At 62.4% G+C, this 12,146-nt stretch carries 14 protein-coding genes; 4 read left to right on the forward strand and 10 right to left on the reverse strand.

The annotated features are described in order from the left end of the window. Window positions 1–125: 125 nt before the first annotated feature. From WD767_03115 to WD767_03130, 4 genes are all read right to left on the reverse strand, one after another. The gene (locus tag WD767_03115) at window positions 126–320 is read right to left on the reverse strand and encodes a hypothetical protein (GenBank protein MEX2615065.1); all 195 of its coding nucleotides are present in this window, start codon (window positions 318–320) and stop codon (window positions 126–128) included. A gap of 140 nt (window positions 321–460) precedes the next feature. Next, on the reverse strand, window positions 461–691 hold the full coding sequence (locus tag WD767_03120) for a hypothetical protein (GenBank protein ID MEX2615066.1): 231 nt from the start codon (window positions 689–691) through the stop codon (window positions 461–463). A gap of 63 nt (window positions 692–754) precedes the next feature. After that, window positions 755–1,624 (reverse strand): TauD/TfdA family dioxygenase, encoded by an 870-nt coding sequence (locus WD767_03125; protein MEX2615067.1) that lies wholly within the window; start codon window positions 1,622–1,624, stop codon window positions 755–757. Between the two features lie 97 nt (window positions 1,625–1,721). Beyond that, window positions 1,722–4,052 carry a xanthine dehydrogenase family protein molybdopterin-binding subunit gene (locus WD767_03130; GenBank protein ID MEX2615068.1) on the reverse strand — a complete coding sequence of 777 codons (2,331 nt, stop codon included), beginning with the start codon at window positions 4,050–4,052 and terminating at the stop codon, window positions 1,722–1,724. 84 nt (window positions 4,053–4,136) lie between these two features. Between WD767_03130 and WD767_03135 the strand changes: the two genes are divergently transcribed. From WD767_03135 to WD767_03145, 3 genes are all read left to right on the forward strand, one after another. Continuing rightward, the gene (locus tag WD767_03135; protein MEX2615069.1) at window positions 4,137–5,150 is read left to right on the forward strand and encodes an NADP-dependent oxidoreductase; all 1,014 of its coding nucleotides are present in this window, start codon (window positions 4,137–4,139) and stop codon (window positions 5,148–5,150) included. Window positions 5,151–5,290: 140 nt separating this feature from the next. After that, complete coding sequence (locus WD767_03140; GenBank protein MEX2615070.1) at window positions 5,291–6,058, forward strand: alpha/beta fold hydrolase; 768 nt, start codon at window positions 5,291–5,293, stop codon at window positions 6,056–6,058. Window positions 6,059–6,213: 155 nt separating this feature from the next. After that, window positions 6,214–6,876 carry a hypothetical protein gene (locus tag WD767_03145; GenBank protein MEX2615071.1) on the forward strand — a complete coding sequence of 221 codons (663 nt, stop codon included), beginning with the start codon at window positions 6,214–6,216 and terminating at the stop codon, window positions 6,874–6,876. Between the two features lie 88 nt (window positions 6,877–6,964). Here the strand turns inward: WD767_03145 and WD767_03150 are convergent, their stop codons facing one another. Continuing rightward, entirely contained in the window at window positions 6,965–7,978 is a 1,014-nt protein-coding gene (locus WD767_03150; GenBank protein ID MEX2615072.1) for a hydroxyacid dehydrogenase, read from the reverse strand. A 40-nt stretch (window positions 7,979–8,018) separates the two neighbouring features. After that, on the reverse strand, window positions 8,019–8,231 hold the full coding sequence (locus WD767_03155) for a hypothetical protein (GenBank protein MEX2615073.1): 213 nt from the start codon (window positions 8,229–8,231) through the stop codon (window positions 8,019–8,021). A 166-nt stretch (window positions 8,232–8,397) separates the two neighbouring features. Between WD767_03155 and WD767_03160 the strand changes: the two genes are divergently transcribed. Continuing rightward, window positions 8,398–8,592, forward strand: coding sequence for a hypothetical protein (locus tag WD767_03160; GenBank protein MEX2615074.1), 195 nt, complete (start codon window positions 8,398–8,400; stop codon window positions 8,590–8,592). 361 nt (window positions 8,593–8,953) lie between these two features. On the opposite strand, the gene WD767_03165 is transcribed toward WD767_03160, so the two are convergent. From WD767_03165 to WD767_03180, 4 genes are all read right to left on the reverse strand, one after another. Then, window positions 8,954–9,682, reverse strand: a complete 729-nt coding sequence (locus WD767_03165; GenBank protein ID MEX2615075.1) for an MltR family transcriptional regulator — start codon at window positions 9,680–9,682, stop codon at window positions 8,954–8,956. Between the two features lie 87 nt (window positions 9,683–9,769). After that, window positions 9,770–10,558, reverse strand: coding sequence for an enoyl-CoA hydratase/isomerase family protein (locus WD767_03170; GenBank protein MEX2615076.1), 789 nt, complete (start codon window positions 10,556–10,558; stop codon window positions 9,770–9,772). A gap of 99 nt (window positions 10,559–10,657) precedes the next feature. Further along, complete coding sequence (gene cysK / locus WD767_03175; GenBank protein MEX2615077.1) at window positions 10,658–11,656, reverse strand: cysteine synthase A; 999 nt, start codon at window positions 11,654–11,656, stop codon at window positions 10,658–10,660. Between the two features lie 86 nt (window positions 11,657–11,742). Further along, window positions 11,743–11,907, reverse strand: a complete 165-nt coding sequence (locus WD767_03180; protein MEX2615078.1) for a hypothetical protein — start codon at window positions 11,905–11,907, stop codon at window positions 11,743–11,745. Between the last annotated feature and the right edge of the window lie 239 nt (window positions 11,908–12,146).

Consider the following 12,146-nt stretch of genomic DNA (forward strand, 5'->3'; position numbering starts at 1 on the left):
GGCAGCCTACCCTGCCCCTGCGACGCGGCCGGAGGGGGCCGACAGCGCGTCACCGCCTGGAGCGGGATTCCAAAAATTCACTGGGCATCACGTAACGCCTGGTCTCGCGGCGATGCCCGTTTCGCCTATCGGCGCGCCGGCTTCCTGCCCTCTCTCTCTGCCTGTTTCAGGTCCTCGCGTTCGGCGCCCTCGACGGCATCGCGCGCCTTTTCGGCGGAATCCGAAACTTTGCCCGATTTCACGAAGTCGCGCGTACTCGAGCGGTAATCCTTGTCCGCCTCGCGATTGCCTTCGCCTTGGTTTTTCTGCTTGCTGCTCATCGTCGCCTCCAAGCGGTGTATAAGGAGGAAACGCTCTCCCGCCCGGCGGGTTCCCGCGTGCGGTGATTTTTTTTGTGTCTTTTTTATGTTTTTTTTTGCTGTCCCCGCTGCGGGACGTCATATCGTCACGCTGCGGCGGATCAGCGGTCCAGATTCGTGTGGTTGGACCAGGACGATTCGCCGTACATGCTGTAGGGCGTGCCCTGCAAACCGCTGCCGCTCCGGGCGACGATACGGGCGCGTTCGAAGGCGAGGCCAAGCCTGTCCTGCCGGCGCCGCGACCGTTTCCGGCCGCGCAACGCGCCGATCAGCAGCACCAGGCACAACGCCACGACCGCGATCAGCGCGTAGATGATGTATGGGTTCGCCATGATCCGACTATAACCCGAATCCCGTTGCGTTAAACAGTCCCGTCAGGAAAATACCGCGTCGTTTCATGACGGCCGGTCGCCGCGCACCAGAATGCGGTGCAGGTGGCGGTGCTGGCTCTTGTCGAAATTGAACCCCGCCTTGTGCATGGCCGAGCGGTTGTCGATGATCAGCATGTCGCCGACCCGCCATTCATGCACGAAGTGGAATTCCGGCCTGATCGCCGTCTGCAACAGGTCTTCCAGGAAATCCTGGGTTTCCTGCGGTTCCATACCGATGATCCGTTCGGTCTTGGCCTTGTGGAACCAGATCGCCTTTGTACCGGTATCCGGATGGGTGCGGACCAGCGGCTGGATCGTCGGCGGTTTGGTCGATTCCTTCTGCGCCTTCACGATATCCGGATTGGCGCCTTCCATCCGGGCGCTGCTGATCAGCGTGTTTTCCGTCTTCATGTCGACGATCTGCCGGCGCTTTTCTTCCGGAAGAGATTCATAGGCCGCGCGCATGTTGCAGACCCCCGTGCCGCCGCCGCTGTCCGGCAGTTCGACCGCATAGAGCATGGTGAATTTCGGCGGGTATTCCTGGTTGGTGTGGTCCGTATGCCAGGTGGCGTTGTTGGCGACCTTGGCCGGCTTGCCGTCAGACGCCTTGTGCCGGTTCGACAGCACGCTGATCAGCGGATGCCCGTCGACCAGATAGAGCCGGTTCTGGTCCTCCATCAGCTCGCCGAACTGTTCGGCCGCGGCCTGGTACTGGGCCGGGGTGAGGATATTGCCCCGGATCGCGACGGCGACGTTTTCCAGCAGCGCGTCATAGACGGTGTCGAAGGTCGCCTTGTCCATCGGTTTGGTCAGGTCCACGCCGGTGATGATGGCGCCGACATGCTCCTTGACCTTCTGGACTTTGATGGCGGGTTCCCTGGCGAGCACGTTCATGGTCTTCCTCCCACAGATGACGACGGCATGGCTGCAAATGATCGGCGGCAAGCTTAGCGCGAGTGCCCCGCGTCGTGCAAACCTGTCCCTTACCGGCTTAACTCCTCGCGTCCCGGATCGCCCGCCAGATGCGTTCCGGCGTTGTCGGCAGGTCGAGACAGGTCACGCCCAGCGGCGACAGCGCGTCGATGATGGCGTTCATGGCGGCGGGCATGGCGCCGACCGTGCCGGCCTCGCCCGCGCCCTTCGCGCCCAGCGGGTTGGTCGGGGTCGGCACCGGGTGGCTCTCCACCTCGAAATCGCAGAAATCATCCGCGCGCGGCATGGCGTAGTCCATGAAGGAGCCGGTCAGCAACTGGCCGCTTTGCGGGTCATAGGCGATATCCTCCATCAGTATCTGCCCCACGCCCTGGGCGATGCCGCCATGAATCTGGCCCTTCAGCAGGGCCGGGTTGATCACCGTGCCGACATCGTCGACCACGACATAGCGCTCCATGGTCACCCGGCCCGTATCCGGGTCGATTTCCACCTCGCAGACATGGGTGCCGTTGGGAAAATTGGAGACTTCGGGCACGAAGGTGCCGGTCTCGCTGAAGCCCGGCTCGATATCCTTCGGCAGGGCGGTGACCAGGAAGGCGGCGCGCGCGACATCGCGGATGGAAACGGCGCGGTCGGTGCCCGCCACCGAGAACGTGCCGTTGACGAAGACGATATCCGCCTCGGACGTTTCCATCATATGCGCGGCGATCCGCTTGCCCTTGGCGGCGATTTTTTCCGCCGCCAGCACGATGGCCGACCCGCCCATGGAAGTGGAGCGCGAGCCGAAGGTGCCGATGCCGAAGGTGACGCGGTCCGTATCGCCCTCGACAACGCGGATATCCTCGGCCTCCAGCCCCAGATGCTCGCTCAGAATCTGGCGGTAGATCGTGTCATGTCCCTGGCCGTGCGACACCGTGCCGATATACAGCGTGACGCTGCCCGAGGGCTCGAAGCGCAGTTCCGCGACCTCCTGGAAATTGCGTCCGCCCGCCTGTTCGATGGTGCAGGAAAACCCGATGCCGCGCAGCCGGCCGCGCGCCGCCGCCGCCGCCCGCCGCGCCTCGAACCCGGCGTAATCGGCCGTGGCGATGGCCTTGTCCAGGATGGTTTTGAAATCGCCGCTGTCATAGTTGAAGGTCAGCGCGGTCTGGTAGGGGAAGGCGTCGGCGGGAATCATGTTGCGGCGACGGATTTCGACCCGGTCGATACCCAGCTCGCGCGCGGCGGTATCGATCAGCCGCTCGATCACATAGGCCGCTTCCGGCCGCCCCGCGCCGCGATAGGGGCTGGTCGGGTTCATGTTTGTGAACGCGCCGGTGACCGCGACATGGATCGCCGGCGTCGTGTACACCCCCGCCAGCGTGCCGACATTGCCGATGCCCGGCTGCGGGCCCATCGTCGCCAGATAGGCGCCCAGGTTGACCGTTGTCTTCACCCGCAGCGCCAGGAAATCGCCCTCCCTGCTGAGCGCCAGTTCCGCGTCGGTGACGTTGTCGCGGGCATGTTCGTCGCTGGCGAAGGATTCCGAACGGTCGCAGGCCCATTTGACCGGCCGCCCGAGCTTGCGCGAGGCCCAGAGCGCCAGCGGATATTCCACATAGGTGCCGCCCTTCATGCCGAAACTGCCGCCGACATCGTTGGAATGGACGCGGAACCTGTGTTCGGGCAGGTGGAAGAAATTCTCCGCCAGATCCCGGCGCAGCCCGTGCGTCCGCTGCACCCCGGCATAGACCGTATAGGTATCCGCCAGCGGATCGTAGCTGGCGTTGCAGCCGCGCGGCTCCATCGACACGGTGGCGACCCGGTTGATCCGGATGCGCTGTTTCACGACATGATCGGCTTTGGCGAAGCCCGCCGCTGTCGCCGCTTCATCGCCGACCGTGAACAGGAACGCCTCGTTTTCCGGGCAATCGTCCCACAGCGTGCCGGACTGGCCGTTGGCGGCGGTCGCGGTATCGGCGATGACGGGCAGGGGGTCGTATGCGACCGCGATCGCCTCCGCCGCGTCGCGCGCCTGCGGCAGGGTTTCGGCGACGACGATGGCGACCGGGTCGCCGACGATCCGCACCCGGTCCGGCTGCATCGCCGGATGCGACGGGCGGTACATGGGCGAACCGTCGCGCCGCGTCAGGTTCGGCACCGCGCAGTTGATCGCGCCCAGCCCGTCGGCGGCGTAATCCGCGCCGGTCAGCACCAGCAGCACGCCGGGCATCGCCTTCGCCGCCGCGCAGTCGATGGAGACGATCCGCGCATGGGCATGGGGCGAGCGCAGGAAATACGCATGGGTCTGGCGGGGCAGGGTGACATCGTCCATGTAGCGCCCGCCGCCCTTCAGCAGCCGGGGGTCTTCCGTGCGGGATACCGGTTGTCCGATGGCGAATCGTGTCATGGCCTGTCCCTCAGCGTTTGCTCTCTGGTGAGATATGCTAAGCATAATCGCGTCGGCGTCTACAGGATCAGGAAGGGAACGGCCATGCAGAACCAGGGTGTCATATTCGCGAGGCGGCCCGACGGCGCGGTGACGCCGGATGTCTTCGAAATCCGCGACCTGCCGATGCCCGAAGCCGGGCCGGGCGATGTGCTGGTGCGGAATATCCACCTGTCCTGCGACCCTTATATGCGCGGGCGGTTCAAGGCGGATTCGAACAAGGCCTTCACCCCGGGCGCGGTCATTCCGGCGCGGACGGTGGCGCAGGTCGCGACCTCGAACAACCCGGCCTTCAGGGAAGGCGATTACGTCTGGGGTTTCATGGGGTGGGAGCTGTATTCGCGGGTGCCGGGCGGGCAGGGGCTGCGCGTGGTCGATCCGTCGCTGGGCCCAATATCGCATGCGATCACCGTGCTCGGCATGCCGGGGCTGACCGCGCAGGTCGGCATCATGGATATCGGCCGGCCGTCGCCGGGCGAAACCTGCTTCGTCTCCTCGGCGGCGGGGGCGGTCGGGCAGGTGGCGGGACAGATCGCCAGAATGCAGGGCTGCCGGGTCGTCGGCAGCGCCGGCAGCGACGAAAAGATCGCCCATGTCACCGGCGTGCTCGGCTTCGACGCGGCGTTCAACTACAGGACGGTTCCGTCCATCGCCGCGGCGCTGGAGGAACACTGCCCCGACGGCATCGACATCTATTTCGACAATGTCGGCGGCGAGACGCTGGAAGCGGTGATCGACCGAATCAACCCGCGCGCCCGCATCGCCGTCTGCGGCCAGATCGCCAGCTATGACGGCGAAAGCGCCGAATGGGGCGAACCCCGCAACCTGGAAAAAATCGCGCTGGCCGGCGCGGTGAAGACGCGGTTTTCCATCTACGACCACATGGACCAGTACGACGATTTCGTGCCGCGCATGGCGAAATGGCTGAAGGACGGCGACGTGGTGTATTTCGAGGATATCCGGGAGGGGATCGAGAACACGCCGGCGGCTTTCATCGACATGATGCAGGGCGGCAATCTGGGCAAGCGGCTGGTGCGGGTGGGCGAGGAACAAGGGTAGCGGATGAACAAATCGACCGAGTTACGGCAGGGTACGTCCGAATGGCTCGACGCACGGCGTAGCCTGCTGACCGGCGGTAATTGAAATTGTCGTGCATGGTTGAGCGTGCACGGCCAACACCATAGTGAGGAACCGGACACATGCCATATTTCGAACGGGAAGGCGCGAAACTGTATTTCGAGGATAACGGGACCGCCGGGGATACCCGCACCGCCATCCTGATGACGCACGGCTACGGCGCGAGTTCGGCGATGTGGCAGGGGCAGGTCGCGGCGTTCGGGGACATGTTCCGCATGATCCGCTGGGACGTGCGCGGGCACGGGCGGAGCGAGGTTCGCGACGACATGGCCTGTTTCAGCGCCGAACATGTCATCGCCGACATGGCGGCGCTGCTGGACCATCTGGGCATCGAAAAGGCGATTCTCGCCGGGCATTCGCTGGGCGGGTTCATGTCGCTGCGCTTTCACAGTTTCCACCCGGAGCGGGTCATCGGCCTGATTCTTCAGGGCAGCGGCCCCGGCTTCCGCAATGCGGAGGCACGGGAGAAATGGAACACGGTCGCCTGCGAGAAGGCCGACCGGCTGGAGGCCGGGGGGCTGGACGCGCTGGGCGGCGGCTCTGAAGCCCGCATGTGCACCCATCTGTCGGCGAAGGGGCTGGCGAACGCCGCACGCGGCATCCTGACCCATACGGATTCCCGGGTGATGGAGCACCTGCCGGATATCGCCGTGCCGACGCTGATTATTGTCGGCGCGGAGGACAGCAATTTCCTCGGCGCGGCATCCTATATGGAAAAGAAGATCGCCGGCGCGCAACATGTGGTCATTCCAGATGCCCGGCACGGCTGCAATGTCGACCAGCCGGACGCGGTGAACCGGGCGCTGGCGGATTTTCTCGCCGCATTCTGACGCGCCCGCTTTTTTGCGGAACCTCTCTCCGGCGGGGCCGTTACTTCTGTATTACTTCCTGAAACGGCCCGCCGCCCATGGCAGGACGGCCGCGGTTTCAGGCGGCGCACGATCCAGGCGATCTGCGAAACAAGAGAGATCGAAGGAGATACAGAATGAAAACCCTGAGTAGTATTATTGTCGCCGGTGTGAGCGCGGTGGCCCTGCTCGCCGCCGCTCCCGTATCCGCCCAGGATAACGCTCCCGTAGCCGGCGAAAAGAGGATGCTGCCGAATAACCCTATGAACACCGAGCCGCTCAATCCTCCCGGCCCGGCCGGCAGCCGGAATGGACAGGCCGATGGCAGTGATGCCGCTCCCGTAGCCGGCGAAAAGCGGATGGCGCCGGAAAACGTGATGAACACCGAGCCGCTCAATCCGCCCGGCCCGGCCGGCAACCCGAATGCACCGGCCGCCGGCGGTGAGGCCGTCGGAGCCATCGGATCGGACTGGGTGCCGAATACAAACCCGGTAGCGGCGGACGATCTCATCGGCGCCGATGTGGTCTCTTACCATAACTGGACGATCGGAGAAGTCGAAGGCACGACGGTCGTGGACGGCAAAACAGTCTACCTTGTCGCGGTTGACCAACAACTGGGCATGGGCAGCCGCCTGATCTCGATCCATGAAGACCACACCTCGGTGTTCCGCAACCGCGAAAACCTGAGTGAATTCCGTATCGCGGTCAATGCGACGCAGGACCAGATCCGGCAGCAGCCGGAGTACATGCGTGACGGATCGTCGGAGGATAACCGGAACAATCCCCGGCAAACACGCTAACGACCTATCCGAATTCCCTGCGCCGTAACAACGGCGGCAAGGGCAGCGGGACGAAGCGTCCCGTTGCCCTTTTTCTTGCGGCCTCCCGTCAGCCCATCGTCGCGAGCACCTCCGCCGTGACCTGCTGGGTCAGCGGTTCGCCGCGCATCCAGCGCTCGAATTCGTCGAGGGCGAGGGCCGACAGGCGCGGGCATTCGTCGCCGACCGTACCGCCGACATGGGGGCTGACGATCACATTGGGCAGGTCCCAGAGCGGCGAGCCGTTCACCGGCGGTTCCGGCATGGTCACGTCGAGCAGGGCGGTGAGGTCGGTGCGGGCCCGCAGCACGCGGATCAGGTCCTCCTCGACCACCTGCGCGCCGCGCCCGGTATTGATGAAGGTGGCGCCGCTGCGCATCGCGGCGAACTGCCGTTCGGTCAGCACCCCGCGCGTCTCGGGGATGTCCGGGATATGGTTGGAGACAACGTCGGCGCGTTCGAACACCGCGTCCATCGCGACGGATTCAATGCCCAGTTCGGCGGCGCGTTCCGCCGTCAGGAAGGGGTCGTACGCGATCACCCGCAGCGGATAATCGCGCAGCAGGCGGCGCAGCCGCGTGCCGATCTTGCCGACGCCCAGCAGCCCGACGGTGGCGCCGTTCACGCCCGGATGCGTGAAGGCCCTGGCGGCGGCGGTGATATGCACGTCGCGGTATTGCCGGACGGCGCGGAAATAGCCGCGCAGCGACAGCAGGATCTGCGACAGGCACATTTCCGCCACCGGGATCGCATTCGCCTGCCAGGCGCTGACCAGGACGATGTCGCGGTCGATCAGCGGCCTGGCGAAGGCCTTCACGTTGCCGGCGGCGTAGAACACCGCCTTCAGCTTCGGCAGGGCGGCGAAATGGCGTTCCTCGAAGGGCATCAGCCCCCAGGTCGCGAAGACGATCTCCACATCGGCCAGCGCCGCCGCGTGGTCGTCGAAATTGCCCGCGTTGATGACTTCGGGATAGGGGTCGGTCAGCGCCGCGATCCGTGCCCGCGCCTCCGGCGTATACACCACGCCGTTGGACAGGGGGTAATCGTAAAACAGGGCGGATTTCGGTTTCGCCGGTCCGGTCATGCGTCGCTCCGCGGGTTCCTGATGTACAAGATGCGCGGCGTCACGGCAGGTTGCGGCGCGGCGGGCCGAGATTGTGCGAAGCGTTCCAGATGCGGTGGATTTCGCCGCGCAGCGGGTTGCGGGTGAGGTCGATATCCTTTCCGCAGCCGGAGCAGGTCAGCACGTCATGGTTCGCCAGCCAGTCGACATCCCGGCGCTCCTGCGCCCCGCACGCCGCGCAGGGGACCGTCATCTGCCTGTCGCCACCTTCCATCGGGAACCCTCCAGTCGCGAAAACCAGCCTTCCGGACAGCCTAGCGCCCGAACCCGGCCGCGTCGAGGGGCGCGGCATTGCCGGGGCCGGGTCGCGCGGTTAGGATCCTGACGATTCAGATGTATCATGGCCCCAGGCCGATTTCGAGAACAGCGTAGAGGGTGCGATGTCCCAGGTATTCATGAACTGTCCCAACACCGACAAGCCGGTCTATGTCGGCCTGAACATGGAATGGAACGCGCTGGAAGCCTACGAACCGGACCCCCGGAAGACGATCCTGAAGGAATGCCCGGAATGCGGCGCGGACCACACCTTCCGCAAGAACGACCTGTTTCTGCGCGCCGATGGCGGCGCGGGCTGAACGGGGCGGGTTTCCACCGCGCCGCCGGCTCGGAATGGTCCCCGATTCGATTGCGAGCCGCCGCGATTCCTGCTATGATGAAACCGTAACAACAAGGAGGTCTGAATCGGTTTTTGCGCGATGTAACCTGACTTAAAGGAGGCTCGGAAAATGACTCCACCAAAGCAGCTTGCGGACATAATCTCGTAAAACAAATTCAGGCCCGGTCTTGGATCGGGCGGTGCCGAGAAGGTACCCGAAAAAACGCCCCGTATTCTTACGGGGCGTTTGCGTTTGGGGGTAAAATTTTCTTGTCCAGTTGGCCATCATAGTTGGGAAAATATTCGATGCACGAAACAATACCTGACGCTGCCTAATACATCTACCTAGCTTTTCCTGCTTTAAATATTTCAAAGATGCATGCAGCAGTTTTTTTCTTAATATCCTTTAAATTTTCAGGTAAATCATCGTAATTTCGCAATATTGTGCTCGCTGAAACTCTATTTGCTTTTGCGATTGGAAAGATAATCATTTCAGATGACATATTAGATAGCGTTAAAATAGATCTAATTAAAAATTCCTCTTTCATTGTTAATTTGCTCGGCGGTTTTGTTATTTTTTGTGCATCTTTAATTTTTCTAATATTGGTTAAAAGAGATTTATGATTAACATCAATCTCGTTTATCCTTTGTTTTATTTCTTCTTTATTGAAAGATAAATCAAAAGGCCTGTGAGCAAAGTCATTGCGAATCTTTCTAATTATGTTTAATCTGAGATAGGTTTTTTCAGAAATGAAATCAAATGCGGAAGCGGTATGTATTCTTGAGCTAAATGTACCCAAAGGTCCGTTAAATTCGAAAAGGCTGTTTTGCGATTTTTTGCTTGAGTGTCTAACATATAACATAAACAAATTTTTAAGACATTCATCTATATAGGCCGACGCGATGATTGCAATTCCTGTATCCGTTTCTGAAACTAGCTTTCTAAATACTGGAATAGAATCCGACATATCAAACTCTAGTTCGGATGCCTCTTTTCTTGCTCGCTCCATTGAGGTTTGCAAGAGTGCCTCGGCTACTGCATTTACTATCTCATTATCTACATCATTCATTAGTAACTCGTTCGATAGTGAAAATAGAGTGCAAATGACATTTCCGTTCCGTAAATATAATTAGTATACTTTTATTCCGAAAATCTATCACTCCCCCTTGAACACCGGCTTCCGCTTCTCCCGCCAGGCGTCATGCGCCTCGGCCCGGTCCTGGGTGAATTCCAGCGCCATGAAGCGGTAGGCGTCGGCCAGCGAGGCGTCGGTGATGTTCGGGATGTCGAGGCCGCTACGCAGCGATTCCTTGACCATCCGCGCGGCCAGCGGCGGGTGGCTGGCGATGTGTTCCGCCACCTCCATCGCCTGCGCCATCAGCTTTTCATGCGGTACGACCCACTGGGCGAGGCCGATGCGGAAGGCTTCCTCGGCCTTGAGCGGGAAGCCCATGGCGAGTTTCATCGCCTGGCCCTTGCCGACCCAGCGCGACAGCCGCGCCGTGCCGCCATAGGCCGGGATGATGCCGAGCGAGGCCTGGGTCAGCCGCCATTCGGCCTTCTCCGACGCCACCAGCAGGTCGCAGCAGAAGGTGATGATGCAGCCGATGCCGATGGCGTAGCCGTTGATCGCGCCGACCACCGGCTTGGCGAAGTTCTGCAGGATGGTGAAGGGCGAGTTGCGCAGCTTCGGCAGTTCCCTGAGGAAATCCGCCGTCGATTTATGCGCGTGGGTGTTCGGGTCCTTCAGGTTGGCCCCGGCGGAAAACGCGCCGCCGGAATCGTCGCCGGTGATGACCGCCACATGGATATCGTCATCGGCTTCCATCGCCGCGAAATATTCCTCGATCCCGGCGTAGAAATCCGGCCCCCAGGCGTTGCGCGCCTGGGGCCGGCTGAGGGTCACGATGCCGATGTGACCGCGTTTTTCGTAGTTGACCGGCATGGTGTCCCCCCTGTTTGCGTGCGCCGTTTAACCGGGCCTGATCGCCGCGCCCGGGCTGTTTCCCGGGCCTGATCGCCGCGCCCGGGCTGATTCCCGGGCCTAATCGCCCACATCGATATCGTCGAACAGCACCGTGGACATGTAGCGTTCCGCGAAGCTGGGGATGACGGTGACGACGGTCTTGCCCGCCATGTCGTCGCGCGTGGCGATTTTCATCGCGGCGGTGACGGCGGCGCCGCTGGAAATGCCGCCGGCGATCCCTTCCATCTTCGCCAGCCTGCGCGCCATGTCGAGCGATTCCTCATTGGTGACCTGGACGATCTCGTCGATCAGGTCGGTATCGAGGATATCGGGGATCAGCCCCGCGCCGATGCCCTGGATGACATGCGGCGAATGGGTGCCGCCGGACAGCACCGGGCTGAGGGTCGGTTCGACCGCGATGATTTTGATGTCCTTGTTGCGCCCCTTCAGCACCTGGCCGACGCCGGTCAGCGTGCCGCCGGTGCCGACGCCCAGGACGACCGCGTCCACCTTGCCGCCGGTATCGTTCCAGATTTCCTCCGCCGTGGTCTGGCGGTGGATCGCCGGGTTGGCCGGGTTGACGAACTGGCCGGCCTGCACCGCGCCGGGAATTTCGGCGCAAAGCTCGTCCGCCTTCTTCATCGCGCCCTTGATGCCTTCGGCGCGCGGGGTCAGCACCAGTTCCGCGCCCAGCCGGATGAACATCTTGCGCCGTTCGACCGAGAAACTGTCCGGCATGGTCAGGATGCAGCGATAGCCCTTGGCCGCGCAGACGAAGGCCAGCGCGATGCCCGTATTGCCGGAGGTCGGCTCGACGATGGTGGTCTCGCCGGGCTTGAAGCGGCCTTCCGCTTCGCCCGCCGCGATCATGCCGAGGCCGATGCGGTCCTTGACGCTCGACAGCGGGTTGAAGAATTCCAGCTTGGCCAGGATGGCGGCTTTCGCGCCGCCTTCCTTCGTGACGCGGTTCAGCCGCACCAGCGGGGTGTTGCCGATGGTCTGGGTGATATCGTCATAGATCCGGCCGCGCCCCGGCTTGTCGAGCTTCAGGTCGACGCCTTCGAGGGGGTTGCTCATTAGATTGTCTCCCTTTCGGTGTGTGGTTTGCGGGCATTCTAACCCTGCTTTGTGTGATTTGCGCAATCAAGTACGACATCCGGAATTCAGCCCGGTTCGGCCCGCACAATTTTCGCACCCGCGCCCGGCGCCGCGTCCTTCCTGGCCTCGATCGGCGCGTCGCCGCCGGCGCGCCGGACCGGCCAGAGTTTCTCCGGCTCCGCCAGCCAGAACGGTTTGGGCAGGCTGTTCGCGACGGTCGTTTCCAGCATTGTCCCTGTTCCTTTCATCGGATTTTTTACGAGTGTATCAGAGATCGCATGGGTTGCCGTACGGATTTGATTGCAATTTTGCGAATTTAGATATATAGTCCTATTTTTGGTTTGCGGCGCTCACGGCGAGGGCGGTCACCTCCTCACCTCGATCCTCTCCTCCTCAAGGAGGCGAGGAGGTAAATCGCGGGGCACGCCGCGTGCGGCTCCTTCTCCTCCGGGGAGGCTGAATCTTCCCA

It is taken from the genome of Alphaproteobacteria bacterium (assembly GCA_040905865.1).
Taxonomy (GTDB): Bacteria; Pseudomonadota; Alphaproteobacteria; order UBA8366.

Excerpts from the sequence above, each read along its gene's own strand:
- WD767_03115 (MEX2615065.1), bottom strand. The coding sequence starts at position 320 with ATGAGCAGCAAGCAGAAAAACCAAGGCGAAGGCAATCGCGAGGCGGAC.
- WD767_03120 (MEX2615066.1), bottom strand. The coding sequence starts at position 691 with ATGGCGAACCCATACATCATCTACGCGCTGATCGCGGTCGTGGCGTTG.
- WD767_03125 (MEX2615067.1), bottom strand. The coding sequence starts at position 1,624 with ATGAACGTGCTCGCCAGGGAACCCGCCATCAAAGTCCAGAAGGTCAAG.
- WD767_03130 (MEX2615068.1), bottom strand. The coding sequence starts at position 4,052 with ATGACACGATTCGCCATCGGACAACCGGTATCCCGCACGGAAGACCCC.
- WD767_03135 (MEX2615069.1), top strand. The coding sequence starts at position 4,137 with ATGCAGAACCAGGGTGTCATATTCGCGAGGCGGCCCGACGGCGCGGTG.
- WD767_03140 (MEX2615070.1), top strand. The coding sequence starts at position 5,291 with ATGCCATATTTCGAACGGGAAGGCGCGAAACTGTATTTCGAGGATAAC.
- WD767_03145 (MEX2615071.1), top strand. The coding sequence starts at position 6,214 with ATGAAAACCCTGAGTAGTATTATTGTCGCCGGTGTGAGCGCGGTGGCC.
- WD767_03150 (MEX2615072.1), bottom strand. The coding sequence starts at position 7,978 with ATGACCGGACCGGCGAAACCGAAATCCGCCCTGTTTTACGATTACCCC.
- WD767_03155 (MEX2615073.1), bottom strand. The coding sequence starts at position 8,231 with ATGGAAGGTGGCGACAGGCAGATGACGGTCCCCTGCGCGGCGTGCGGG.
- WD767_03160 (MEX2615074.1), top strand. The coding sequence starts at position 8,398 with ATGTCCCAGGTATTCATGAACTGTCCCAACACCGACAAGCCGGTCTAT.
- WD767_03165 (MEX2615075.1), bottom strand. The coding sequence starts at position 9,682 with ATGAATGATGTAGATAATGAGATAGTAAATGCAGTAGCCGAGGCACTC.
- WD767_03170 (MEX2615076.1), bottom strand. The coding sequence starts at position 10,558 with ATGCCGGTCAACTACGAAAAACGCGGTCACATCGGCATCGTGACCCTC.
- cysK (MEX2615077.1), bottom strand. The coding sequence starts at position 11,656 with ATGAGCAACCCCCTCGAAGGCGTCGACCTGAAGCTCGACAAGCCGGGG.
- WD767_03180 (MEX2615078.1), bottom strand. The coding sequence starts at position 11,907 with ATGCTGGAAACGACCGTCGCGAACAGCCTGCCCAAACCGTTCTGGCTG.